Origin of the sequence: Sphingobacterium corticibacter (assembly GCF_003076635.1) — a bacterium.
GTDB classification, from domain to species: domain Bacteria; phylum Bacteroidota; class Bacteroidia; order Sphingobacteriales; family Sphingobacteriaceae; genus Sphingobacterium; species Sphingobacterium corticibacter.
Genome location: NZ_QDKG01000001.1, coordinates 559,587 through 585,863, shown reverse-complemented (window position 1 = coordinate 585,863; position 26,277 = coordinate 559,587). Strand labels below are relative to the sequence as shown.

19 protein-coding genes are annotated in these 26,277 nt (G+C 43.4%); 12 read left to right on the top strand and 7 right to left on the bottom strand.

What is annotated here, in order from left to right; all coding sequences use genetic code 11:
- Positions 1-7: 7 nt before the first annotated feature.
- Entirely contained in the window at positions 8-3,487 is a 3,480-nt protein-coding gene (locus DC487_RS02490) for a SusC/RagA family TonB-linked outer membrane protein (protein ID WP_116774365.1), read from the bottom strand.
- Between the two features lie 262 nt (positions 3,488-3,749).
- Positions 3,750-5,132, bottom strand: coding sequence for a phosphoglucosamine mutase (glmM, locus tag DC487_RS02485; RefSeq protein ID WP_116774364.1), 1,383 nt, complete (start codon positions 5,130-5,132; stop codon positions 3,750-3,752).
- 198 nt (positions 5,133-5,330) lie between these two features.
- Between glmM and DC487_RS02480 the strand changes: the two genes are divergently transcribed.
- Together DC487_RS02480 and DC487_RS02475 are read left to right on the top strand one after the other, a co-directional pair.
- The gene (locus DC487_RS02480) at positions 5,331-5,927 is read left to right on the top strand and encodes a phosphatase PAP2 family protein (RefSeq protein ID WP_116774363.1); all 597 of its coding nucleotides are present in this window, start codon (positions 5,331-5,333) and stop codon (positions 5,925-5,927) included.
- Between the two features lie 3 nt (positions 5,928-5,930).
- A complete protein-coding gene (locus DC487_RS02475) occupies positions 5,931-6,773 on the top strand; it encodes a ZIP family metal transporter (protein ID WP_116774362.1) in 843 nt (280 codons plus the stop codon).
- Here the strand turns inward: DC487_RS02475 and DC487_RS02470 are convergent.
- Complete coding sequence (locus tag DC487_RS02470) at positions 6,770-7,234, bottom strand: MarR family winged helix-turn-helix transcriptional regulator (protein WP_116774361.1); 465 nt, start codon at positions 7,232-7,234, stop codon at positions 6,770-6,772. The two genes, DC487_RS02475 and DC487_RS02470, sit on opposite strands and share 4 nt — an antisense overlap.
- Positions 7,235-7,334: 100 nt before the next feature.
- On the opposite strand from DC487_RS02470, the gene DC487_RS02465 reads away from it, so the two are divergent.
- The 4 genes from DC487_RS02465 to DC487_RS02450 are packed head-to-tail and all read left to right on the top strand — an operon-like array spanning position 7,335 to position 11,268.
- Positions 7,335-7,574, top strand: a complete 240-nt coding sequence (locus DC487_RS02465; protein ID WP_116774360.1) for a FeoA family protein — start codon at positions 7,335-7,337, stop codon at positions 7,572-7,574.
- Complete coding sequence (gene feoB / locus DC487_RS02460; protein ID WP_116774359.1) at positions 7,574-9,676, top strand: ferrous iron transport protein B; 2,103 nt, start codon at positions 7,574-7,576, stop codon at positions 9,674-9,676. Before DC487_RS02465 ends, feoB begins: the two co-directional genes overlap by 1 nt.
- A gap of 16 nt (positions 9,677-9,692) precedes the next feature.
- Positions 9,693-9,833 carry a FeoB-associated Cys-rich membrane protein gene (locus tag DC487_RS17390; protein WP_116774358.1) on the top strand — a complete coding sequence of 47 codons (141 nt, stop codon included), beginning with the start codon at positions 9,693-9,695 and terminating at the stop codon, positions 9,831-9,833.
- Positions 9,834-9,843: 10 nt separating this feature from the next.
- On the top strand, positions 9,844-11,268 hold the full coding sequence (locus DC487_RS02450) for an amino acid permease (protein WP_116774357.1): 1,425 nt from the start codon (positions 9,844-9,846) through the stop codon (positions 11,266-11,268).
- A gap of 400 nt (positions 11,269-11,668) precedes the next feature.
- Here the strand turns inward: DC487_RS02450 and DC487_RS02445 are convergent, their stop codons facing one another.
- Positions 11,669-12,307: a tetratricopeptide repeat protein gene (locus DC487_RS02445; RefSeq protein ID WP_116774356.1), complete on the bottom strand. Its 639-nt coding sequence runs from the start codon at positions 12,305-12,307 to the stop codon at positions 11,669-11,671.
- Between the two features lie 329 nt (positions 12,308-12,636).
- On the opposite strand from DC487_RS02445, the gene lon reads away from it, so the two are divergent.
- Entirely contained in the window at positions 12,637-15,117 is a 2,481-nt protein-coding gene (lon, locus tag DC487_RS02440; protein ID WP_116774355.1) for an endopeptidase La, read from the top strand.
- Positions 15,118-15,149: 32 nt separating this feature from the next.
- Positions 15,150-16,727: a cryptochrome/photolyase family protein gene (locus tag DC487_RS02435; RefSeq protein ID WP_207774293.1), complete on the top strand. Its 1,578-nt coding sequence runs from the start codon at positions 15,150-15,152 to the stop codon at positions 16,725-16,727.
- An 18-nt stretch (positions 16,728-16,745) separates the two neighbouring features.
- Here the strand turns inward: DC487_RS02435 and DC487_RS02430 are convergent, their stop codons facing one another.
- From DC487_RS02430 to DC487_RS02420, 3 genes are all read right to left on the bottom strand, one after another.
- Positions 16,746-17,243: a GNAT family N-acetyltransferase gene (locus DC487_RS02430; protein WP_116774354.1), complete on the bottom strand. Its 498-nt coding sequence runs from the start codon at positions 17,241-17,243 to the stop codon at positions 16,746-16,748.
- Positions 17,244-17,329: 86 nt separating this feature from the next.
- On the bottom strand, positions 17,330-18,178 hold the full coding sequence (locus tag DC487_RS02425; protein ID WP_116774353.1) for an alpha/beta hydrolase: 849 nt from the start codon (positions 18,176-18,178) through the stop codon (positions 17,330-17,332).
- Positions 18,168-18,773 (bottom strand): hypothetical protein, encoded by a 606-nt coding sequence (locus DC487_RS02420; RefSeq protein ID WP_116774352.1) that lies wholly within the window; start codon positions 18,771-18,773, stop codon positions 18,168-18,170. The genes DC487_RS02425 and DC487_RS02420 overlap by 11 nt, the downstream gene beginning before the upstream one ends.
- 358 nt (positions 18,774-19,131) lie before the next feature.
- On the opposite strand from DC487_RS02420, the gene DC487_RS02415 reads away from it, so the two are divergent.
- The 4 genes from DC487_RS02415 (at position 19,132) to DC487_RS02400 (ending at position 26,204) form a co-directional block, all read left to right on the top strand.
- A complete protein-coding gene (locus DC487_RS02415) occupies positions 19,132-19,728 on the top strand; it encodes an RNA polymerase sigma factor (protein WP_116774351.1) in 597 nt (198 codons plus the stop codon).
- A gap of 61 nt (positions 19,729-19,789) precedes the next feature.
- Positions 19,790-21,001 (top strand): FecR domain-containing protein, encoded by a 1,212-nt coding sequence (locus DC487_RS02410; RefSeq protein WP_116774350.1) that lies wholly within the window; start codon positions 19,790-19,792, stop codon positions 20,999-21,001.
- A 24-nt stretch (positions 21,002-21,025) separates the two neighbouring features.
- A complete protein-coding gene (locus DC487_RS02405; RefSeq protein WP_239016303.1) occupies positions 21,026-24,526 on the top strand; it encodes a TonB-dependent receptor in 3,501 nt (1,166 codons plus the stop codon).
- Between the two features lies 1 nt (position 24,527).
- The gene (locus DC487_RS02400; protein WP_116774349.1) at positions 24,528-26,204 is read left to right on the top strand and encodes a RagB/SusD family nutrient uptake outer membrane protein; all 1,677 of its coding nucleotides are present in this window, start codon (positions 24,528-24,530) and stop codon (positions 26,202-26,204) included.
- The last annotated feature ends 73 nt before the right edge of the window (positions 26,205-26,277 follow it).

Genomic DNA, 26,277 nt, shown 5'->3' with positions numbered 1-26,277 from the left:
GGGTGATTTAAAAAGTGATATTAACGCCTGTCGTGAAAATACGCGGCTGTGGATAGCTACCGTAATCATAGCCATAAATCAAACCGGTATTGGCACCGCCATGGCTTGAAGCTACTTCTGGATCATAGCCGCGGTATTTGGTGAATACGAAGGCATTCTGGACGGTGAAGTACCAACGAAATCCTTTGGTGCGTAACTTTGCGTTCACGGCGTCTGAAAAAGTATAGCCTAAGGTGATATTGCGCAAGCGGAAGAAAGATCCATCTTCTACAAAGCGATCAGAAATCGTCGCATTATTGAGATCTCCAGGAGACACACGCGGTACATCCGTAATATCGCCCGGTTGGCGCCATCTGTCTACCCAATCTACCAGACCATTGCTGCTATTATTAAAGCCAGACAAAGCCGTAAATAGGTTATAGTTGAAAATATCATTACCATACGAAAACTGCCCCATAATGCTCAGATCGAAATTTTTGTAGTAGAAATTGTTGGTAATACCACCGAAAAAGTCTGGATTAGGATCTCCAATAACGGTACGATCGCGGTATTCGGTAGGCAATACAACATTGCCATCTACACCTTGATAGTCGATCATTCCTGTTTGTGGGTTTACACCGATCATTTTCCATCCAGAGAATGAGCCTAGCGGCAATCCCGGTCTTGCAATATTAAGATCACCTACTCCACCCAACATCTCATCGACGCCATCCGGCAACGAAATCACTTTATTGCGATTGAAGGTCATATTCAAGGAAGTAGTCCAGCGAAATTCGCCGACTAAGTTGCGGGAGGTTAGCTCAAACTCAAAACCTTTGTTTTCGATCTCCCCAAAATTTGTAAAACGATTGATGAAGCCTAAGCTATGGCGTACGGGCACACTGATCAACAAATCAGAAGTACGCTTGTAATAATAATCCGCTAAGACGGAAATACGATTGTTGAACAAGCCAAAATCAACACCGATATCGGTTTGCGTGGTCGTTTCCCATTTCAGCTGATTGTCTCCCAGAATATTGGGAATAAAACCTGGTGAACCGATGTAATTGTTACCGGCAGAATACAAAGTGTAACTGGCATAGTTACCAATGTTCTGATTACCGGTTTTACCCCAGCTAGCACGTAATTTCAGATCGCTCAACGTTTTCGAATCTTTCAAGAAATCTTCCTGTGAAATACGCCATGCGGCAGCGAATGCTGGAAACACCGCCCAACGATTATCGGCTCCGAAGCGCGAAGATCCATCCCAACGTACATTAGCGTTCAAGATATATTTATCTTGAAAAACGTAGTTCACGCGGCCAAAACCCGATGCGATTGCCCATTCTTCTGGAAAAGCATTAGCGCCGGTAATAATACCGCCGCCTACGATTTGATTGACATCATTGTCTACGAAATTAGACCGCTGAGCGTGTACAAACTCCAGACGAGATTCTTGTAAAGAGAAACCTGCCAAGGCATTGATATGATGATCATCGTATTGCTTATCAAAGGTCAAGGTTGTTTCATTGATCCATAGCTGGTCGCGCGTATTGCGGCGCGCCCCCAAACCGCGCTGCGCTGTGAAAGCACGCAAACCAGTAGGCGGCATGAAAAACGTCTCGTCGATAAAGCTTACATCTACTCCAAAGCGTGTCATCAAGGTTAATGACGGAATAAAATTGTAATCCACCTGTCCGTTCGCCAGAATCCGAAAAGTCTGTGCTTCATTAGTAGGCAGCTGCAACATAGCCACTGGATTTTCGCGTGAAGTGATCACTTCGTCATACACATAGCGCCCCGATTCATCGAAAACTGGCAAATTTGGCGGCGCAACAAAACCACTTTTAGTAGCTCCTTCGCGGGAGTTTTCTTCTTGCACGCGCTTGTTTATCGCACGGGTAATATTTACGGCAGTAGAGAAACGCAGCTTATCACTGTGTTGATGATCTAAATTCAACCGACCGCTTAACCTATTGAAATCCGAATACAATAAAGTACCGCCTTGACGCATGTACCCAACGGAAGTGTAATATTGTGTACGATCGCCACCTCCTCTGGAAGAAATCTCGTAATTGCGTGTGGGCGCGGTACGAAAGATTTCATCTTGCCAATTGGTATTGATATTGGGGTTGCTCAGGATCTGACCAGGAATAGTAATCATTGTATCTGGATTGATCGCCTGTGCTTGACGCTGCATTTGCCCGTAAAAATCGCGCATATAATCCTGATACTGCTCGGTATTCATCATATCATAGTAGCGCTCGCGTGGAACTTGAGAAAAACCTTCGTACATATTAAAACTAAACTCGCTGCCCCCCGCAGTTCCCTTTTTTGTGGTAATCAAAACCACACCATTGGCAGCACGTGATCCGTAGATGGACGAGGAAGCCGCATCCTTCAAAATCTCTACCGATTGTACATCAGATGGATTGATGGACGACAAAATATTGATCCCTTGTGTACCGCCTCCGAAATCAAAGTTAGATCCGCCCGTAAAATTCGTGGTGCTATTCACGGGAATTCCATCTACTACGTATAATGGATCCGAACTAGCATTGATGGAAGTCGTACCGCGTACGCGGATGTTCAATCCACCACCGGGTGAACCCGATTTTTGCGTTACCTGCACACCACCGGCTTTTCCTTGAATGGCTTGAGAAATACTAGGCAAAACTTCGTTTTCTATTTCATCAGAGCCAATGCTAGAAACGGCTGTTGGCAAGGTTTCTCGACGCATCGTGCCGTATCCTACCGCCACGACTTTCACCGATTCTATGGTATTGGTTTCTGGCGTCATGACGACTTGGATATTAGCTCGATCACCGACTGGCTGCCGTACTGGCTGAAAACCTAAAGAGGTAAATTCCAAAACCTGCTCGCTACCGGCGGCTATTTGAAAACGACCTTCGTTGTCGGTCGAGACAGTAGTCGACGTGCCTTGTATTTGCACACTGACTCCGCCCAGCGGGCCCGATGGTCCAGAAACCACGCCCGTTCTCGTTATTCCCGCAATTACTGTGTCTGTTGCCGTGGTTGTTGTTACGACGGCGGTACTGTCTGTTTGGCCAGTCTGATTCGCGATGGCTGTCGTCGTATCTTGTTGTACAGCGGCAGCACTATCTGCTTGCGCCTCGGCAGCTGATTCGGCTTCGGCTGCCGTAACGGTCAACGCAATATCGAGTTGCCGTTGATTGTTGACAAATACCTCTTTGACAGCATAAGGAGATTTTAATACCATCAATGCCCCATTTGGATTTGCGTCAATCTTATATTCTCCAGCCTCATTGGATGTGACGGTATTGGACGTTCCCTTTTCGGTAATCACTGCTCCAACGACGGCGTTGCCGACGGAGTCGGTTATTTTACCTTGTACTTGAATGGAATCTGCCAAACTAGAAACTCTAGATGCCGAGAAGGTGTTCGCTTGTAGCGCATTAACCGCCCACACAAACAGGCAGGTCAATAGAATGGTGTAATAGCTGTGCTTCGCCATAGATCTGTTCATAAATTATACTGGATGTCTTAATGGAGGTGGTAAATGGTATTGCTACTTCCTTATCTTTCGAAACAATCATGCGAATGTTCGAACGCCCTCTGAAATATATCTAAATTGTTACGTTAGTGTGTTTTTCTACCATCTAACCAACGGACAAGAATTTTGTTTGAAACATTAACATAAAAAAAACACCTGAATCGAGCATTGGGTATGTCGATTCAGGTGTTGTATGCACAGTAGCGTAATACTACTTAAGTTATTCTATCAGATTTTATGCAATAATGGCTTGTATCTCTTGGATGATTTTTTGTGCGATGGCCTCCGCCGCTTCGGGCGTAGCGCCTTCGCTATAGATACGAATAATAGGTTCGGTATTGGATTTACGCAAATGCACCCATTCTTGTTCGAAATCTATTTTCAAACCATCAATAGTCGTATGTGTTTCATGTGCATACTTTTCCTGCATCTTAGCAAGTAGCCCATCAATATCCAGTCCTGATGTCAGGGTGATTTTGTTTTTAGACATAAAGTATTGTGGCAACGAAGCGCGATAAGCGGAAGGCTTTTGTTTTAAATTGGCTAAGTGCGTCAGGAAAAGTGCCACGCCAACCAAGGCATCACGGCCATAATGCGAATCTGGGTAAATAATACCGCCATTGCCTTCGCCGCCAATGACGGCGTTTACTTCTTTCATCTTGGTGACTACATTGACCTCGCCAACAGCAGCCGCAAAATACTGGCCACCATGACGCAGCGTAACATCGCGTAAGGCACGTGTGGATGACAGATTGGAAACCGTATTGCCTGATTGCTGCGACAAGATATAATCTGCCACCGCTACTAAAGTATATTCTTCTCCAAACAACTCGCCATCTTCCATCATAAATACCAGACGATCTACATCTGGATCTACGGCTATTCCTAGATCTGCCTTATTGTCAATCACGGCTTGAGATAGATCTACCAAATGCTCTTTTAATGGCTCAGGATTATGTGGAAATTCCCCATTTGGCGTACAATGAATGGGATATATCGTATTTACTCCTAAGGCTTCTAACAAAGCTGGGATGTAGATACCACCGGAGCTGTTCACCGCATCAACTGCTACTTTAAAATTCGCTTGGCGAATCGCTTCCACATTTACCAATGGTAAAGCTAGTACCGCATCAATATGCTTTTGTAGGTAACTGTCGTCTGCGCGCACTTTGCCCAATTGATTATACTCCGCAAAATCGAACTCCAAGCTTTCGCCCAACGCTAATACTTCTTGTCCTTCTACGTCGCTGATAAACTCGCCTTGCGCATTCAACAATTTCAACGCATTCCATTGTCCGGGGTTATGTGAAGCGGTCAGGATTATTCCGCCTGCGGCGGATTCCATAGGCACAGCTAATTCAACAGTTGGTGTCGTAGACAAACCAAGATCTACCACATCTACACCGATACTTTGCAACGTGCCAATCACCAATCTTGCCACCATATCGCCCGAGACGCGGGCATCTCTACCAACTACGATAGTTTGCGATGTGGCATTCTGAGTAATGATTTTGCCAAAAGCCGCTGTAAACTTCACAATATCTATGGGAGTCAGGTTGTCGCCAGCTCTGCCGCCGATCGTACCTCTAATTCCCGATATAGACTTTATTAATGTCATACGCTTTAAAATAAGTTTTGAGGCTAAAATACACGAAATAATCCGGCTAATTGAAATTTAAATTTTGAAATTCAGAATGTCGGAGTATCTTTGTCGCAACATTGTTTCATTTAACAGCAAGAAGGTAATTGCATTGAAATATTTTATAGATTTGGAGTCCTTAAAGATCCAGCAACCATCTGTGAAATTTTTATCATTATGCTTGAAAGAATTATACAAATAGATCAGGAAATTTTTCTGATGTTCAATCAGGGTGCCAGCAATGCGATTTTCGATTGGTTATTACCAATTCTTCGAAATCCATTCACCTGGGCTCCGCTTTACCTTTTTCTGGTTATATTTTTTATTAAACATTACGGTAAGGTTGGTATCCTGATCGTCGCAGTGACTTTGATAAACTTTGGCGTATCTGATGGCGTATCATCGCATTTGATCAAGAAGACTGTCAAACGGGTGCGCCCTTGTAATGATGAAACATTCAAACAGAATATTAATCTGCGAGTACGATGTAGTGGCGGTTATAGCTTTACATCCTCGCATGCCACCAATCACTTTGCGATGGCATTCTTCTGGATCGTGCTTTTTCGCCGGCGCTGGAAGCATGTCTTTTGGTTGGGTTTCTTATGGGCATTTATGATTTCTATTTCTCAGGTATATGTAGGCGTACATTACCCGTTGGATATTCTGTTTGGCGCATTGTTAGGTACAGGTATTGGCGTACTCAATGGCTATCTCTTTCATCGGTTTTTTCCAAACCTTCTTACGCCTAAACAGCAAAATACAGTAACAACATAAAATATGAGTCCGGCATCGATTATCTCTATTCTTTTTATTTCCGCTTTTACAGCTGGTATCAGCGTGTTTTTTGTCAAACGAGACAATGCGCAATTTCTAAAATTGATACTATCGTTTAGTGGGGCTTATTTGTTTGCCATCACGGTATTGCATTTAATACCACATGCTTATTTAGGCGGACAGACGGATCCAGAGATTATCGGACTCTATATTTTGGGTGGTTTTATATTTCAATTGCTCTTGGAGCAATTCTCACAGGGCATTGAGCACGGTCATATCCATCAACACGATTATAAGGTATTCCCGTTGGGGATATTAATCAGCTTGTGTTTACACGCTTTTTTGGAAGGTATGCCTTTAGTGGCAGGCCATCAGACGCAATTGGTATTTGGTATTGCGATACATCACGTACCAGCTGCATTTGCCTTGGGTAGTTTGTTGCTTAACACCAACTTATCGAAGACAAAAATCATGCTGTACATTGGTATCTTCGCTGCCATGACTCCACTTGGGTTTATAACTAGCGAAACTATCAGTTCGGGTGGTGTTGGGGAAATCTCGAAACATTTCGACAAATTAATGGCAATTGTAATTGGTATCTTTTTGCATATTTCGACTACGATATTGTTTGAATCGGGTTCAGCAGATCATCACAAATTCAATCGTAAAAAAATGATCGCCATCGTATTGGGGATACTGGTATCGTTAGCCAACTTCTTATTCGATGGCCATGATCATTCGAGCCACGGCCACGATGGACATTCGCATGAACACCATAATCATGATGGGCACTCACACGAGCATCATGAGCATAAGCATGAGGAAGAGCATAGTCATCCGCACTAAAGCTTATCCTTGCCGCGAAACTTATCTAGCAATTTGTTAAGTTCCATGCATTGCTTTTCCGTAATATTATGGGGAAGTACGTCGGCAAGCATCATCTGATTTTCCATTTCTTCGAGCAGATCTAAGCCTTTTTGAGTAATCAGTAGATCGACGGCTCTTTTATCTTGATCGCACGAGGTGCGGGATACCAAGTCTTTGGCGATGATGCGATCAATCAATCGAGAAATATCCGAGGTTTTGGTGAGCATGCGCTCACGTAACAAAGAATTTTTGACCGGTGACGGATATTGCCCACGCAAAATACGCAAGACATTAAACTGCTGCAAGGTAAGATCATGCTTACTCGCCCGTTCCTCCAGCAGATTGGTCAACCAATTGTGTGTATACACGATGTTGATAGTGGCTTTATGCCATTCACTACTGAACTTCTTCGCTTGAATCTTATCTTCCAATCTTGCCATAGTTAAATTGTTTATACGTGATTTAAAATAGCAAATAGTGGGCAATTATCTATATTTGCACAGGTAGTCTGTCATTCACGAAGTACTAAAATAGCAAAAAATGCAAAATAATGTGAATCTGGGAAATTTAAATTCTGGAGAAAAAGCAAAAATAAGTCAGTTGGACACCGAGTCTTTACCCGCCAAATTTTATGAACTGGGCTTCGTACCAGGTGCGCTGGTAGAAATAAAACACAAAGCGCCATTTCAGGGTCCAATCTGTATTAATATCATCGCAAACAACACACTCATTGCGCTACGTAAATCCGAAGCGCTACGCATCACGGCAGAAAGAATATAATGAAGAAAAAAGTCATCGCTTTACTTGGGAATCCAAACGTAGGGAAAACCTCTCTATTCAATCGATTGACCAAATTAAATCAAAAGGTCGGCAATTATCCAGGAGTTACTGTTGAGAAACGAGAAGGCACACTGGTACATCAAGACAAGAAATATCACATCGTAGACCTTCCTGGCACGTATACCATTTATCCCAACTCTTTGGATGAAGAAGTGGTGTACGATACGCTTTCTGACACGAAAGGTTCTTATTATCCGGACTTAGTGGTGGTTGTGGCCGAACCAGCTACATTGAAACGTGCAATCGTGCTCTACCAACAAGTGAGAGAAATGGGATTGCCTGCCATCTTTGTCGTCAATATGGTGGATGAATTGGCTCAAAAAGGCATTAGCATTGATTTCGATGCATTGCGACAGCTCCTACGCACCGAAATTTATCAGACCAACGCACGCACCGGAAAAGGTATTCAAGAATTGATCGCAGGCTTGGACAATGAACCTTCGCTGTACATCAGTTCTTTTCAAGTGCCAGCAGCATATGCGCCTGCATTAGCAGAGGCTAAGCGACTTTTTCCTTTGGCCAAAGAATATAGTACGTGGCTCTTTTTGGCGCAAGAGAACTCAAAGGTGCTTACAAACGACCAACGAGCTGCCGTTTTACAAATCCGCCAACAGCATACGATCACACCGCAACAATTGCAACGCGATGAATCCCTGGTGCGTAGCCAAGAACTCGATCGTGCGCTGGAGCAGATCGTGATTCGCGGCGAAAGTAGCGCCTTAAAAACCACCGCCAAAATCGATCGTTTGTTGATGCATCCATTGGTGGGTTACGCTATTTTCTTGGGTGTATTGCTATTGATTTTCCAAGCGATATTTGCTTGGTCGGCGCCGTTAATGGATTGGATCGATGGTACTTTTAGTGACTTGGCAGCGTACCTTAGTACACAATTGCCCGAAGGGCCACTGAGCTCCTTGCTCACCGATGGAATTGTGACGGGTATTGGCGGTATTGTGATTTTCTTACCGCAGATTGTAATCTTATTTATCTTCATCTCTTTGATGGAGGAAACAGGTTATATGAGTCGCATTGTATTTCTGATGGATCGCTGGCTTCGTCCATTTGGTCTAAACGGGAAATCGGTCATTCCATTGATGTCTGGTGCAGCCTGTGCGATACCAGCGGTAATGTCGGCTCGTAATATTGAGAATCCAAAAGAACGCTTGTTGACGATGCTGGTGACACCATTTATGACCTGCTCGGCGCGCCTACCGATATACATCGTGATTATTGGCTTAGTGATTCCAGAAGGCACTTTCTTGGGCTTCAACATACAAGGATTGGTCCTTTTCGGTTTATATATATTAGGCGTGGTGAGTGCGCTTGGTTCGGCTTGGATATTGAATATTTTCATCAAAAGTGTGCACAAAAGCTACTTGGTTTTTGAAATTCCGACTTACAAAATTCCAGATTGGAAAAATGTAGTGACTAATGTCTGGGAAAAATCATCGGGCTTCTTGATTGGTGCAGGTAAGATCATTTTAGCGATTTCTATTATCCTTTGGGTGCTAGGCAACTTTGGACCCAACAATCGTTTTTACGATGCAGAGACTTATGTAACCACAGAGCAGCCAACACTGGAAGGTGATGAACTGGAGACGGCTATCGCATCTTACCAGCTGGAACACTCCTTCTTGGGTTACATCGGGATGGGAATCGAACCGATCGTGCGCCCGTTGGGTTACGATTGGAAAATGGGAATTGGTCTAATCTCTTCTTTCGCGGCACGCGAAGTATTCGTAGGTACGATGGCCGTGGTGTATAGCTTAGGCGACGATGTAGACATCGAAGACGATGGCGAACGCGCTACGCTGTTTGAACGGATGAAAAGCGAAGTTAACCGAAATACTGGGCTTCCGGCGTACAACTTTGCTTCAGGAATTTCCTTGTTATTGTTCTATGCTTTTGCGATGCAATGTATGGCGACTATAGCCGTGGTAAAGAAGGAAACTGGCTCGTGGAAATGGACGCTGATACAGCTTGGTTTTATGACGGGACTTGCTTATATTGCAGCATTAGTTGCCTATCAACTACTAAAATAAGACCCAACAGTACATTATGATCGTACAATATATCATCATCGGCATCTTATTTCTTATTGCTATCGCAATGGTTGTAAAACATGTATTCCCAAAAAAGTCTACAGATGCGGGTTGTGGTGGCAATTGTAAATGTGATGCCGGACTTCAGAAGAAATAGCTAAACCAAAGTGCAAGAACAAAACGAAAACCAGCTTAAGCGTGGCTTAAGCAACCGCCATATCCAATTAATCGCGCTCGGTGGAGCAATCGGAACAGGCTTATTTTTAGGTGTTGGTCAAGCGGCCATACTGGCAGGACCTGCCGTGATTTTAGGTTACGGTATTGCCGGAATTATCGCTTTCTTGATTATGCGGCAGTTAGGTGAAATGGTGGTACATGAGCCCGTATCGGGTTCATTCAGCTATTTTGCCAATCGCTATTGGGGATCGTTTGCGGGATTTGCTTCTGGCTGGAATTATTGGATTCTGTACATTCTAGTGAGTATGGCAGAATTGACTGCCATCGGCAAATACATGAACTATTGGTGGCCGGAGCTACCTTTATGGGTTTCTAGCTTGGTATTCTTTGTGATTATCAATTTGATCAACCTGGCTTCTGTCAAGATTTATGGGGAAACCGAATTTTGGTTCTCCATTGTAAAAGTGATCGCCATTATTGGTATGATTCTCTTTGGTTCGTACTTACTGATTAGTGGTACAGGTGGAGATCAGGCTTCGATTAGCAATTTATATCGGGATGGCGGTTTTTTCCCGAAGGGATTGATCGCACAATTGCCAGACGGATCTTATGAAGGTTTGTTGGTCGCACTCGTGGTCATTATGTTCTCTTTTGGCGGCTTGGAACTCGTCGGCATCACGGCTGCGGAGGCCGAAAATCCGGAAAAAAACATCCCGAAAGCGACTAATCAGGTTTTATTTCGGATTTTGATCTTCTATATTGGTGCATTGGTTATTTTGTTTTCCCTACTTCCATGGCAGCAGATCGACCGAGATACCAGCCCATTTGTAACCGTTTTCGCGTCATTAGACGCGATGAAATTCAGCTTCTTCGGCATGAGCGTGTCTTTTTCCAACTTGATCGCGAATGCGTTGAATCTAATCGTACTTACAGCAGCTTTATCGGTGTACAATAGCTGTGTGTACAGTAATTCTCGTATGCTCTACGGATTGGCTAAACAGGGTAATGCGCCGCAATTCTTGACGAAACTTAATAAGAGCCACTCTCCTATTAATGCGATTCTCGTATCGGCTATTTTCGTAGCGGTCACGGTAGTCATCAATAAACTGATTCCAGAACAAGCTTTGGAAATCTTGATGTCATTGGTAGTTTCGGCATTGGTGATTAACTGGATCATGATTACGCTAACGCACATGTTCTTCCGCAAAGAAATAAAAAAGCAGGAGGCTATTACCAAGTTTCCGACGATTCTGTATCCTTTTACGAACTATCTTTCATTTATTTTTCTGATCGGTGTGTTGGTCATGATGTGCTTCACGGTATTCAAAATATCGGTGTTGTTGATGCCTATTTGGATTCTGATCTTGTGGATTTGCTACCGATTCATCGTGCAAAGAAAACCTAGCGCGGAGTAGTTTTTTTTGAGCTTAATAGAAGAGTTGAGAAAGTTAATAGAGTTCATAGCGTTTAGAACTAAGGATTGCTGCAATAGCACAGCTCAAAAATTGCCGCAGCCTCATGCTTCGGCTTCGCAAAGACGTGGCGATCAAGGCACTTTATAGCACGTCCTATCGTCATCGCGCGGAGGTACGACAACGCGATCTATACCTTTTTGGGTTGATAACGTTAATAGAGTTCAGAGCGTTGATATTTCAAAATTGACGCAGCAGTCTAAATTTATTATAACATACTTCAAAGATTGCCGCAGCTTCGTGCTTCGGCTTCGCAAAGACCTTCAATAAAAAGAAAAAGTGCCTGATGCGGAACATCGAGGCACTTTAACGTTTATTGGATTTTAATTGTTGACGGGTTGATCTATTTCAAGTTGTCGCGATATACTTTCGCTTTTTTCAATTCCGTTTGGATATCCTTGCGGGATGCATCAAACGTCAAAACTTTCTCGAAATCTGTTACTGCTTTGTTGTATGATTCAGTAGCTGCTGCTTTATTGTAAGCGGCGCCTGCATTACCTTTCAAAATACCCAAATCACGGTACGCTGTACCTCTATTTTGGTACAATTTAGCGTCTTGAGCATCCATAGAAATCGCTTTCGTATAATCAGCAATCGATGATTCTAATAGCGCTTGGCGTTGTTTTGCATCAATCTTAGACTCTGTACTCACTGCCACCGCATTGTTTGCTTTTGCTTTGTAGTAGTATGCAGAAGTATTTTTCGGATTTAATGCCACTACTTTCGTGAAAGAATCCGCTGCTTTTTTGAAATCTCCGTTTTGGAAAAGCGCGTAACCTAATAAATAGTGTACATCTGCATCAGCAGCTTCCGCTGGCATAGATTTTTGCAAATGCGTAATTGCCGTTTTAAAATCACCACCCATTAGGGCTTTTTCGCCCGCACGCACATTCGGGTTTTTATGTTCTGCCTGCTGTGCTTCCGCCGAGTAAACAGATAACGCAAGCGCTAAGGCTGCCATTCCAATTTTTACTTTTCTCATATTCAATCACTTAACTTTAGTTACAAAACATTTTTAAATAAATCCCCTGTATGGAGTAAAAATGAATTAAATAGTTTAACTGTACAATCAATATTTATAAACATTTCCACATTCGCTCTTACGAAGACCTAGTAAATAGCTAACTTACGTCAATTCGTCTGACATACAACCGAACAAAACTGACGTATTTGCAGTTATTCCAGAGGGTGTAAGCATAAATAGTACCAAAATTAACTTTGGCACTTGGGTTGCACCATCTTCATTTTATCATTTAAAATTCGTAGCGGCATTTTTGCATAGACAAGATGTCAGCATGCGTAAGCTATTATATGAGCAAAGACAATACTTTCGATTTCAATAACGTACTACCTATCATAAACGAAGAAACAGAGTTTTTCCCACTTCTTAGCCAAGAAGATGAGGATGAAATGAGTAATGCGGATATTCCAGAAATATTACCCATCCTTCCTCTAAGAAATACGGTTTTATTTCCAGGAGTGGTGATACCGATCACCGTTGGTCGCGACAAATCCATCAAATTAATCAAAGAGGCCTACAAAGGCGATCGTACGATTGGTGTTGTTTCTCAGAAAGATATGACAATCGAAGATCCGCTTTTTGAGGAGTTGAATAGCGTGGGTACCGTAGCAAACATCATCAAATTGCTACAGATGCCGGACGGCAATACGACGGTAATTATCCAAGGTAAACAACGTTTCAAACTCAATGCGGTGGTGCAAACGGACCCTTACATGCTAGCGCAAGTAGAGCGTTACGATGAGGAAAAGCCTAAAACTAGCAGCAAGGAATTCAAGGCATTGATTTCTTCGATCAAAGAATTGGCGCAGCAGATTATTCAACTATCTCCTAATTTGCCTAGTGAAGCAGGAATAGCGATCAAGAATATCGATAGCCCTACTTTTTTGGTGAATTTCATCTCCTCTAATCTTTCTTTGGAGCTTACGAGCAAACAAGAATTGTTGGAAAAAGTGGATTTCGTAAAACGCGCCAAGTTACTATTAGAGCACTTGACGACGGAGATCCAGATGTTGGAGCTGAAAAATCAGATTCAGAATAAAGTTCGCGTAGATCTAGATAAACAGCAACGCGATTACTTCTTGCACCAACAACTAAAAACTATCCAAGAAGAATTGGGTGGCAATACACCTGATTTGGAAATTGACAGTTTGCGCACTCGTTCTAAAACAAAGAAATGGCCAAAAGATGTTGGTAATCACTTCGATAAAGAATTAGAAAAGCTAGCACGGATCAATCCCGCGGCAGCAGACTATTCGGTACAGCTCAACTACTTAGAGCTTTTGTTGGATTTGCCTTGGCAGAGCTACACGAAAGATAACTTTGACTTGGCTCGCGCCGAAAAAACGCTAGATAAAGATCATTACGGCTTGGAAAAAGTCAAGCAACGTATTGTAGAATATCTTGCGGTATTGAAGCTAAAGAATGACATGAAAGCGCCAATTTTGTGTTTGGTAGGTCCTCCGGGAGTTGGTAAGACTTCTTTAGGAAAATCCATTGCCAAAGCACTAGGACGAAAATATACCCGTATGGCATTAGGCGGTGTGCGCGACGAAGCGGAGATCCGTGGACATCGTAAAACCTATATTGGTGCCATGCCCGGCCGTATTATCCAGTCCTTGAAAAAGGCGGGATCTTCCAATCCGGTATTTGTACTGGATGAGATCGACAAAATTGGATCTGATTTTAAAGGCGATCCTTCTTCTGCGCTATTGGAGGTGTTGGATCCAGAGCAAAACACCAATTTCTACGATCACTATGTAGAGATGGAATACGATCTTTCTAAAGTGATGTTTATCGCGACAGCGAACTCACTGAGCAGCATCCAACCGGCCTTATTGGATCGTATGGAGATCATTGAGGTGAATGGCTACACGATCGAAGAAAAAGTAGAGATTGGCAAGAAACACCTGTTGCCAAAGCAACGCGAAATGCACGGCCTCAAAACCAAAGACATCTCGCTGAATGCGAAAAGCATCGAAAAAATCATCGATGAATATACGCGCGAATCTGGCGTACGTGGGCTGGAGAAAAAGATCGGCAGCGTAGTGCGTGGTATCGCGACGAAAATCGTGATGGAAAAACCATATCAAGCCAACATTTCCGCTACGCAGGTAGAGGAAATATTAGGCGCACCGATCTTCGATAAAGATCTTTACGAAGACAACAATACGGCTGGTGTGGTGACTGGTTTAGCGTGGACTGCCGTAGGTGGTGATATTTTGTATATCGAATCTAGCCTAAGCCGCGGAAAAGGCAAGTTGAGCTTGACTGGAAATCTGGGCGATGTGATGAAAGAATCTGCTGCGATCGCGATGGCTTACTTGCGCTCGCATGCCGAAGATTTTGGTATTGATTATCGCATCTTCGATGAATGGGATGTGAATGTACACGTGCCAGCTGGTGCTACTCCGAAAGACGGACCATCGGCCGGTATTACGATGTTGACGGCCTTGACTTCCTTGTTCACACAACGTAAGATTCGTGCGAATCTAGCGATGACCGGCGAGATCACATTGCGAGGCAAAGTGTTGCCTGTAGGTGGTATTAAAGAGAAGATTTTAGCCGCAAAACGCTCTAACATTGATACCATCATCTTGTGTAAATCCAATGAGAAAGACATCTTGGAGATCAAAGAAGATTATATCAAAGACATGACATTCCACTACGTGAAGGAAATGCGAGAAGTAATTCAGATCGCCTTGCTTGATGAAAAAGTGAAGCATGCAAAAGATTTGACTTACGTAGGACAAGATCATAGCAAGAAATCATAATTTTCTGCAAAAATAGATGAAAGACCCGGCGCATGCGCCGGGTCTCTTTTTTTGCCGTGATTTATCTATCCAAACCTAAAGCGCCTGTTTTCTGTTTACTTCGCATGGACAATACGCACATCTCCCTCATCTTCCCACATCAACTTTTTGCGAAGCATCCCGCCTTAAAAAAATCTCGCCCGGTGTACCTTATAGAAGAAACACTATTTTTTAATCAATACGCTTTCCACAAGAAAAAACTTGTGCTGCATCGCGCTAGTATGCAATATTATGCAGACCGGCTAAAAAAACAGGGTTATACTGTGCAATACATCGAAGCGACCGAAAAAAATGAGGACGTGCGTCAACTATTGAAACAATTGAAAAAGGAAGGTGTAGAAACCATTTTCTATGCGGATGTGGCCGATAATTGGTTGGCTGCCCGCATTGACAGCACGTGTAAAAAGGAAGGTATTGTCCACGAAAAACTACCGACATCCAACTTTTTGAACGACGCTTCGGAGAATGAATTTTTCGACCAGAAGAAAAGGTATTTCATGGCTGATTTTTATGCCGAGGAGCGTAAAAACAGGCAAATCTTGTTGGAACAAGATCAGACGCCTCTGGGTGGCAAATGGTCGTACGATCAGGATAATAGGAAGCGATTTCCTAAAAAACAGGCTATTCCTGAGCTGGGTAAACTAAAAGAAAACAACTACGTTGCCGAAGCTCGTCAATGGGTAAAAAAGGCATTTCCCAACAATTATGGTACGGCCGATGAGTCACTGAATGATGAAGTCCACTTTTACCCAACTACACACGAGGAATCAAAACAATGGTTGCACACCTTTTTCAAACATCGTTTTGCTCAATTTGGAGATTACGAAGATGCTATGGTGATATCCGAAGGCTTTTTACATCATTCGGTTCTGAGCCCAATGCTCAACATTGGCCTGCTAGATCCGCAGCAAATTCTTGATGAGGCATTGGCCTATGCCAGCGAACACGAAGTTCCGCTGAACTCACTGGAGGGATTCATCCGCCAAATTATAGGTTGGCGCGAATTTATCCATATTGTTTATGAGCGTGAAGGAACTAAGCAACGCAACCGGAATTTCTGGAATTTTAAACGCAAAATACCAAAAACCTTTTGGACTGGAGAGACTGGTATTCATCCGATTGATACGGTTATCAAGCGGATTTTAAAATACGGATACTGCCATCACATCGAACGATTGATGGTGTTGGGCAATTTTATGCTCTTGTGTGAATTTGACCCGGATGACGTGTACCGTTGGTTTATGGAAATGTTTGTAGACAGCTACGATTGGGTGATGGTACCCAACACGTACGGCATGACGCAATATGCAGATGGCGGACTGACGACGACTAAACCGTATATATCGGGCAGCAACTATTTGCTAAAGATGGGAAACTGGGAAAAGGGTGAATGGCAGGAAACGTGGGACGCACTTTTTTGGCGTTTCATGCATCAGCACCGCGATGTATTGAGCAAAAATCCTCGCTTAGGCATGTTGATCGGCACATTTGATAAGATGGATAGCGAGAAACGTAAAAAGCACTTGGATCTGTCTGCTGCGTTTTTACGACAATTATCAGCGGATGATTAGGAGATGCAGCCATGTAACTTAAGCTGTTGCCTTCTGCAATCTCAACTTCTCAGTCGGCAAATCATCCTCCACCCCGACAAAGTAACTTTCAAAACCAAACTTCTGCAAAATACGTTTGGAAGCCGCATTGGCTGGATCAATAATCCCGACTATATCTTTGTCGGGAGCTACTGCGTCGGCTAATGCCAACATCTGTGCACATAACTTCGTGGCGAATCCTTTGCCCCAAAAGGCTTCTTTCAAAATATATCCCACTTCAAGACAGCTTGTATCTTGCGGGTACGGTTCGAGCTTGCAGTCACCTATGAAACTTCCAGCTTGATCGCAAACCTTAAAATAACCCAAGTGTTCGTGTGCGGCATTTACCTCCAACATACTTTCAAATTTTTCCTTAGCTTCAGCTTCGCTTAATGCTTTTTCAGTAATGTATTGCATCACCGCATACTCGCTTACCATCTCGTAATAAGCGGCAAAGTCTCTAGCGTCATATTTTTTGAGTGAAATGGGTTGATTCATGATATTGCCATCTATTTGAAGCTACTAAGATAACATGCTACCCGTAAATAACCTTCACACCTTAGGCTAAAAAAGAAATAATGCACTTATTCAGAACCCAAAAATAGACCGATTCCTTGTAGAAAAGAAACCATGGCGACATCCATGTGTCCTAACCCCGCATACACTTGGGAATGCACATTCTTTCCTGCCGCATGTGGCTCCAAAATCTGTAACAACTGATCAAAAGGTTTCAAACTCCATTCTGCGTCCTCTGCTCCACCAATACTTAAAAAGATCTTGTGTTTTCCAAAATTATCGTGCTCACCAAATCTCTTTTCCAGATAGAAATCGCGATACCACAAAGATGGGCTGGCGACTATAAACCCAGAAAAATCCTGCCGCTGCTGCTCCGCCTGTTTTAATGAACTATACAGGGAGAAATATCCCCCGAAAGAATGGCCAGCTAATATTCTTTTCGGATTGGTAATACCTTCCTTTTCCAGTTTGGGCAACAATTCTTGTGTAAGGAATTGGTAGAGGTTCTCTCCTCCCCCTGGCGTCGAAATTTCGTCTGATGGTACTGATGCAGGATAGAGATAATCACGATTACGCAATGAATCCATGCGTTGCAATGATCCGTACCCAACTCCTACTAAAACCGTTGGCGGCCAAATACCTACTTCCTCATACTGATGCACCATCGGCGCTAATAGTGGAAAATAAAGATCTGCATCTGCTAGTACCACGACTGGGTAATTCTTCAGGGAATCTTGATGAAATTCTTTTGGATACCGGACACTGATATCGAACGTATCTTTTACGTAAGTAGAATACATTCGCTCCGTTTTCCAATCTAGGTTAGATGCTTTTTCGGTTGTTTCATAATTCTTGTTACAGGCCAACAAGCAAGTGGTCAATAGTAGTACAGCAAAAAGTAAACGGTTATTCTTCATTATGTTTTGATTTAATATATTTCATGAGTTCATACATGACAGTATCCGATAGGTCGCTTGCTAGGGGGCGTTTTTCGTGAACAAATTCTTCCAATGCTATACCCGATAGCCCAGTCATCCTTTTCACTAACGTAGAATCAAAGTGCTGCTCGATGTAGCGCTCTTTGTTATTCCACATATCATCCGTTTGCTCCGATGATTTTTTCTTTGTAGTTAGCCTACCAATGATCGATAGAAGGTCAAGCGATATCAAACTCGAGGTACTACTCGCCCGATTGGGCAATAGAGGTTCATTAGATGTGGTGCGATCGATAAAAATACTTTTCCAGCTTGGTGATGATTTTTGGGATAATGTTTTAAAATATTCATGCACCTGCAAACTATCTGCATTAAATAATGGACGATTGATTTGGATTTCATCCAATACGATGGTGTCTGTATCCTGTCGGACAGGAAAGGGAAGATTCGATACTTGCAGACCAGAGGTGTCCTGTTGCTCATAATCCGCCAGAAAATTCACGGAGCTATACGACAAGTAAGCTATCTTTTTGGGGATGTAATCGATGTACCATATCAGAGAAGATAGGCTTATCATGAAAGGATAATAGGTCGATAGCAATTTCAATAGGTTGTCGATTTTGGAAGCAAGATAAAATCATATTGTATTGATTGAAAGAATTTTAACGAACCTTAACATAGATGCAACAGCTTCATATTTCAATACAACATATTCATTTCCCATTTCCTATCATCCTATTGCTATGGCGATTGGCTATCAACATATGATGCTATTATTCAGAAATATTTCCTAGATTTATGACAATTCTTAGGAAACTAACAACCTTCCGGATAACGGAATTATGAACACATCTGCACATTATTAATATAAACTTAACGCCATAGTGAATCTGTTGGGTTTAAGATAATGGTACTTTTGTGATGCCTGATCTACCATGAAAGCGATACTAAAGCGACATCACACGCAGCAAAATCTGACGGCCATCTCCGAAGGCGATGAGTTGGCGTTTGCTCGCTTTTACGAGGCTCATTTCGAGCGATTAGCCACCGAAGTATTTCATATTCTGAAAGATAAGAGCCAGACTGAAGAGGTTTTGCAAGATGTATTTACCACGGTGTGGAACAAGCGAGAAAATATCCTGTCTATTGCCAATGTAGAAGGATATCTCTTTGTATTGGCGCGCAATGCTTCATTAAACCTATTGCGCCGCAATGTACGACGATCGAAAGTCGAACTCGATTATGCGCAGCAGCAAGATCAATGGCAAGAAGAATCGGTTGAACCTAGTCACGAAGAGCGCTATCTGCCATGGATCGATCTTGCGATCGAACAATTGCCCGCACAACAAAAGAAAGCGTACATCCTCTGCCAATTCAAGCGCAAGAAATACCTGGAAATTGCGACCGAAATGAATATCTCCCGCGAATCTGTTAAGAAATATTTGCAGTTGGCGCGATTATCTATTAAAAGCTACCTCAGCAAGCATCGTGATTCCATTGTTAGTCTTTTTTTTACTTTTTTTATTTTTTAATACCCCCTTTTTCCGAGCAGCGTTGTCCTCTAGGTGTAAAGCATCAGCTTGACACCCGCACATGCCACAAGAGAGAAACGACTATATTCATTTACTACAGAAACAAATCGACGGAACGATTACCAAGGAAGAATTAATCCGCCTCGACTATCTTTCCGCCCAAATTCCTACGTCGGAACAGGAAGCCTTATTTGAACAGGTCTGGAAGCAAACGATGGAAAAAGATAAACCCACAACGCATCCTTTCACTCAAACCGAGTCACAGAAAATATTTGAAAACATCATATCAGAAAGCAGCAACGCAAATCCATCTAAGTACAAGCGCTCAACATCCCACAAAATAGTAAAATGGATGTCTGCGGCAGCGGCACTCTTGCTCATTGGCTTCGGTACTACTTTTATCTATTCTGTTTATCATAATCAGGAGCTGGATCAACATACTTCTGCCCAAGCAGACATCAAACTGGAAGACATCGAACCAGGTCGCAATCGCGCCTTATTTTTGACCGAAGATGGAAAAACGATACCATTGGATAGTACGCGTGTCGGCATGATTGAAACTGCAGAAACTTTCTCTATCGTGCGATTAGCAACAGGAGAAATTCAGTACACCCATGCTGAAAACGCACCAGTAGAACAGCATACAGTACAAACACCACGCGGCGGACAAATTAACTTTCTATTGCCCGATGGCACCAAAGTATGGTTGAATGCCGAATCATCGATCAGCTTTGCTTCTAATATGGGCACGGGAGATCGCTTCGTAAAAATGACGGGTGAGGTATATTTTGAAGTTACCAAATCTGCCGGACGCCACTTTGTTGTGGAAGGTCAATTCGGACAAATCGAAGTTTTAGGAACAAAGTTTAATGTAAATGCGTATGACGCAACGCAAACAACGGCGGCATTATTGAGTGGTGCAATCCGCTTGCAGACATCATCGGGCAACGTGCATATGCAACCCAATCAATTGACCACCATCGCGGCAAACGGCAGCATGCAAACGGTGCACAATCCCAACGTAAAAGATATCGTACGATGGAAAGATGGCTATTTCCATTTTGACCGTGCGGATGTGCAGATGATTGCCGATCAGCTGGCGCGCTGGTATGATATCGATGTGAAGATTGCAGGCAAACGCAAACATGCAGAAATCAATGGTACCATATCACGGAATGTGAAACTGTCGAAAATGCTGGAAATGCTAGATTATCTAGGATTAAAGGCAACCTATAAAAATAACAACCTGACTGTCAACGCAAAAAACTCCTAAGCCTATGAAATAAGAAAGTCAACTATGAAATCACTGGGAGACGCAAAAAAAAAGCCAGAAGATGCAGCAACACCTTCTGACAAAATGATCTGCTCCCAAAGCAATTGTACCAATCACCTATTTAACGAACATCGATCAATTAAAAGTATGCATTTTGATTTAAATGTACAGGGAGGTCATAAAAATATAATTTATCGCTTCCTAGAAATTACAAAATATATAGCCGTGGCGCTTATTTTATCCATATCAAATGTGGGCGCTACGAGCTATGCACAGCATTTTACGCTGAAAGAACCGCAGACAAAGTTAACGACCTTATTGACAAAGATTGAGAAGCAGATTACACACCGTTTCGTATACGACAATTCCGAAATCGGAAATATTAATATACCAGCGACTAATCTACAATCGATCGCACTTACCGAAGGTTTAGATCTACTCTTGCGCCAGCACAATCTGGATTACAAAATCTTCGATGATTACATCATGATTCGTCGTGCACAAGGCGCAACGAAGCGCATCGAGCCAGCACAACAATACACCATTTCCGGTGTCGTACGCGACCAAGCTGCTCAGCCAGTAGAGGGCGTAAATATTGCGATCAAAGGCCAAACACGACAAAATACCAGCACTGATAAGAGCGGTCAGTTCAGCCTCCAAGTGGCGCAACCAGATGCGATATTGGTTTTCAAGCATATCTCTTTTGTGACGAAAGAGCAAACCGTGCCAAATGCAGGTGAGATGAACGTGATCTTGCAGCCGGGCAATGATAATATCGATGAAGTTGTGGTAGTGGGCTACGGAACCCAACGAAAAGCAAACCTGACGGGATCGGTTAGTTCCATCTCTGGCGAAGCACTGGAAAGCAGACCTATCGCCAATATTGGAACTGGCTTGCAGGGGCAAATGCCCGGCCTTACCGTTCGCAGTAATGGAAGTACGGCACCAGGCAATCGCTCGCCACAATTTCGTATTCGTGGAGTAGGTACTTGGGGAGATGCGAATCCTTTGATCGTGATTGATGGTATTCCGGGAGGCAATATCAATATCCTAAATCCAGATGATGTAGAAAGTATTTCGGTATTGAAAGATGCCGCTTCTTCTTCCATTTATGGAGTGCGTGGAGCAAATGGAGTCATTATTGTGACCACCAAAAAAGGTAAATCCGGTCAGACGAATATCAGCCTAAACAGTTACTTCGGCCAACAAACACCAACAGCTTTGCCTAAGTTTCTAGGTTCGGCAGATTACATGACTTTGCAAAATGAGGCCAACATCAATGCGGGCACCAACCCGACCTATACTGAAGAACAAATTGCGATAGCACGTGATGGCAGCGATCCCAACTATTTTGCCAATACGAACTGGATCGATGAAGTATATCGCTCGAGTGCGCCACAGCAAAATCATAACCTAAGTCTGAATGGCGGAAGCGACAATACGCAGTATTATGCTTCGTATGGCTACCTCAACGAAGGTGGATTGGTAGTGGGCGATAATTTTAAAGCGCATCGCCATAATGCGCGTATTCGCCTGAATACCCAAATCGGCGAAAGATTGAAAATAGACGGAAACTTGGGTTATGTGGATCGCTCGAATGATGGCAGCGCATCGGGAACTGGTGCACTTTCTGCGGCATTGGGTATTCGCCCTCTAGTGCCCGTTAGATTCACCAATGATAGTTGGGCATATCATGGCGGCCAGAGCAATCCCGTTGCTATTGCCACCGATGGTGGAACGAATAGTTTTACTTCGCAAGAAATCACGGCGAACCTCGCAGCCACGCTCAATATCGCAAAAGGTTTAGATCTAAAAGGACAGTACGGATTAGTAAAATACAACTCAAAAAGAACAACACAGTTAAAAACTATCAACTATTATAGTCCAGATGACGAGCAGTTAATCTATCAAACCAATTTCCCGAACAGAGTTAGCATGGACCACTATTCGGGCACCTACCAAACCTTTATAGGAACGGTGAACTATAATCGCACTTTCCAAGAAAAACACCACGTAACAGGCTTGTTAGGCTACTCTCTAGAAGAGAATGTTGGTGCAGATTTTGGAGCTTCGCGTACGCATCTTCCGGTCGATTTGCCTTCACTAGCACTGGGCACCGAAAACCAATTGAATGAAAGTTCTAGCAGTCAGAATGCCTTGATGTCTTTCTTTGGTCGTGTCAATTATGATTACGAAGGTCGCTATCTCCTAGAAGGAAACTTCCGTCGGGATGGTTCTTCCAGATTTCATCCTGATGTGCGTTGGAATTGGTTTGGCTCTTTCTCAGCGGGTTGGGTATTTACAGAAGAAGCGTTTTTCGAAAGCCTGCGCGATACGTGGAATTTTGGTAAGGTTCGGTTTTCTTACGGAACACAGGGTAATGACCGTGTAGGTCGCGATCATCCGTTTATGGCCATCTTATCCTCTGCTCAGGTTAATTCAAATAATCCAATTGGCAACGTCGGACGAGTGGGCTTCCGCCAATCCTTCATCCCCAATCAGCTTGTTTCTTGGGAATCTTCCGAGAAGATGAATATTGGAATGGATCTAGCCTTTCTGGGACAACGATTGACTGTAACAGGAGATTACTTTATAAACAACACGCGCGATTTACTGCTCAATACACCATTACCAGATGTAATTGGTGTGGGTTCAGGCTATCCATCTCAAAACGCAGGTGCGATGCAAAACAAAGGTTGGGAACTCGTCCTTGGTTGGCAAGATCACATCGGCGACTTTAGCTACCGAGCTAACTTTAATCTTTCGGATGTGAGAAATAAGATCACACATTTAGATGATTATGCCGTAAATCTGGGTGATCGCGTTCGTTTAGTAGGCCACCCATTAGACGCATATTATGGCTTTAAAGTAGATCGCATCGCGCAAGAAAGTGATTTTAGTACGGTCGATGGCCGCCTGGTACCCAACTTTCCGTTTCAGCGAGGTGACCTCGTCGGCCCTGGAGATTTAATCTATGTACCGACGGATCCAGAAGCTACTGAAATTACGGTTGGCAATGATCGCCATGTATTAGGTAGTGATATTCCGCGCTACACGTACGGATTTCGTGGTGATTTAGCGTACAAAAACTTTGATTTCAGCTTCTTTCTGCAAGGTGTTGGTAAAGTCGATGGATTTCTTGCTGGCAATGCACGCCACGCCTTTATCAACAATAGCGCTTTGCCACAGGAAGTACATTTGGATCGTTGGACTCCCGACAATACCGATGCATCGTATCCACGCTTCGTGTATTTGCGTGATCACAATACCCGTATATCATCCAAATGGATCGAAGACGCTTCGTACCTACGTTTAAAAAATGTACAGGTCGGTTATACCTTCTCACCGGAGTGGATGGATCGCATTCGCGTCAGCAAATTGCGCGTGTATGCTTCGGCAGATAATCTACTCACCAAAACCGATTTTTTCTACGGTTATGATCCAGAAGTGCCAAGCGGCAACACCGGTGGATATTATCCGCAAGTAAAAACGTTTGTATTGGGTATCAATTTAAATTTAAGATAGAATGACATTACGACATAAAAAATACCAAAAATTCATCTATACATTTTCCGCTATTAGTCTCATCGGTTTAGGCAGTTGCAGCGATTTCTTGGATCGCGTGCCGCAAGATGAAATTGTAAACGAAACGTACTGGAAAACACAGGAACATCTGGAAATGGCGGCTACTGCCATCTACTCGCGCGTGAAAGCGAAAAACTTCGTTGATATGGAAAATATGGGCGAAAATACCATGTGGCCAAGTGGTAATCAGTACAAGGATATTGGTTCTGGTGTATTTCCTGTTACCCAACCTACCGTAAATAGTGAATGGGCTAATATGTACCGCGATGTAAGGGAATGCAACGCATTTCTGGAAAACTATGCCGGAGCGACGGAGAATCAAGTGGGAGCTAAGGAGCGATTAGCGGCCGAAGTGCGCGTCATCCGGGCCTTGGCTTACAGCTTTTTAACGTCTTTTTATGGCGATATTCCATTGCTCACCAAAACTTTGAATCCAGACGATCCTGAATTATATGATGATCGTACACCTCAATCGGAGGTGGTGGATTTCCTTTTGCAGGATCTAGATGCTGCTGCAGCCGTATTGCCGAGTGCTATACCTACCGGAGAAAACCTAGGTCGCGTAAGCAAAGGAACGGCGTTGACGTTGAAATCACGCATTGCGCTTACCTATGGCCGCTATGATGTAGCAGAGCAAGCCGCCAAAGCGGTGATGGATATGGGTGTGTACGAATTGTACAACACGGGCAATCCTGCAACGAATTATTGGGAGTTATTTACACGCGCTGGTAAATTGGCCGGAGGCCGAAACAAAGAAACCATCTTCGCTCGCATGCATCTTACTGATGTGATTATGCACAATTTGAGTCGAGAAATTCAGGTGCCAGATCAGTTTGCGCGCTTTGTACCCACACGTTCGTTGGTCGAATCTTACTTATGTTCGGATGGTTTACCGATTGATAAATCTCCGCTGTACAAGGATGACACCTATGCCGATGTTTTTCAAAATAGAGATCCGCGCATGACGCAAACCATCTTAGTGCCTGGCGATAAATGGGGCGGGCGATTCGACGGCAGACCAGTCGCACAAAACCCGGACCCGACGGTTTTTCAAGTGCCCAAATTTAGTCAAGATGGTCGTGGGTCAGTTACCACAACGGGTTATTACTACAAGAAGTATGTTGAACCGAGTGCCGTAGGTTTAGTGAGCAGAGATGATAATGATATTCATCACATGCGCTATGCCGAGGTATTGCTTAATTATGCAGAAGCCAGATTAGAACAAGGCAAACTAACGCAAGCAGATTTGGATATATCGATCAACCTATTGCGGGATCGCGTTGGGATGACACGTATGAACCTCAACTTTTTGGCTCAGCATGGCTTGGACGTCCGCGAAGAAATCAGACGAGAACGCCGTGTAGAATTGGTGCTGGAAGGTCATCGCTATTTTGATGTAAGGCGTTGGCGCGAAGGGGAACGTCTAGGTCAGGATATTGAAGGTGTGAAAGCTAGTTGGTTTCCGCAGTTGAGTGCATCTACCTACAGAAAAAGTACAGATGGCTTTCTCTTAGTGCAGTGGACGCGCGCTTTTGAAAGCCCTAAAAATTATTTGTGGCCGGTGCCGCAAACACAATTTGAACGTAATCCTAATTTGGGTCAAAACCCAGGTTGGTAACCTTTCATTTTGTTAACTATAAAAGACACGGCGGTTGATCACGCGAAACTGCCGTGTCTTTATCTACTCATCT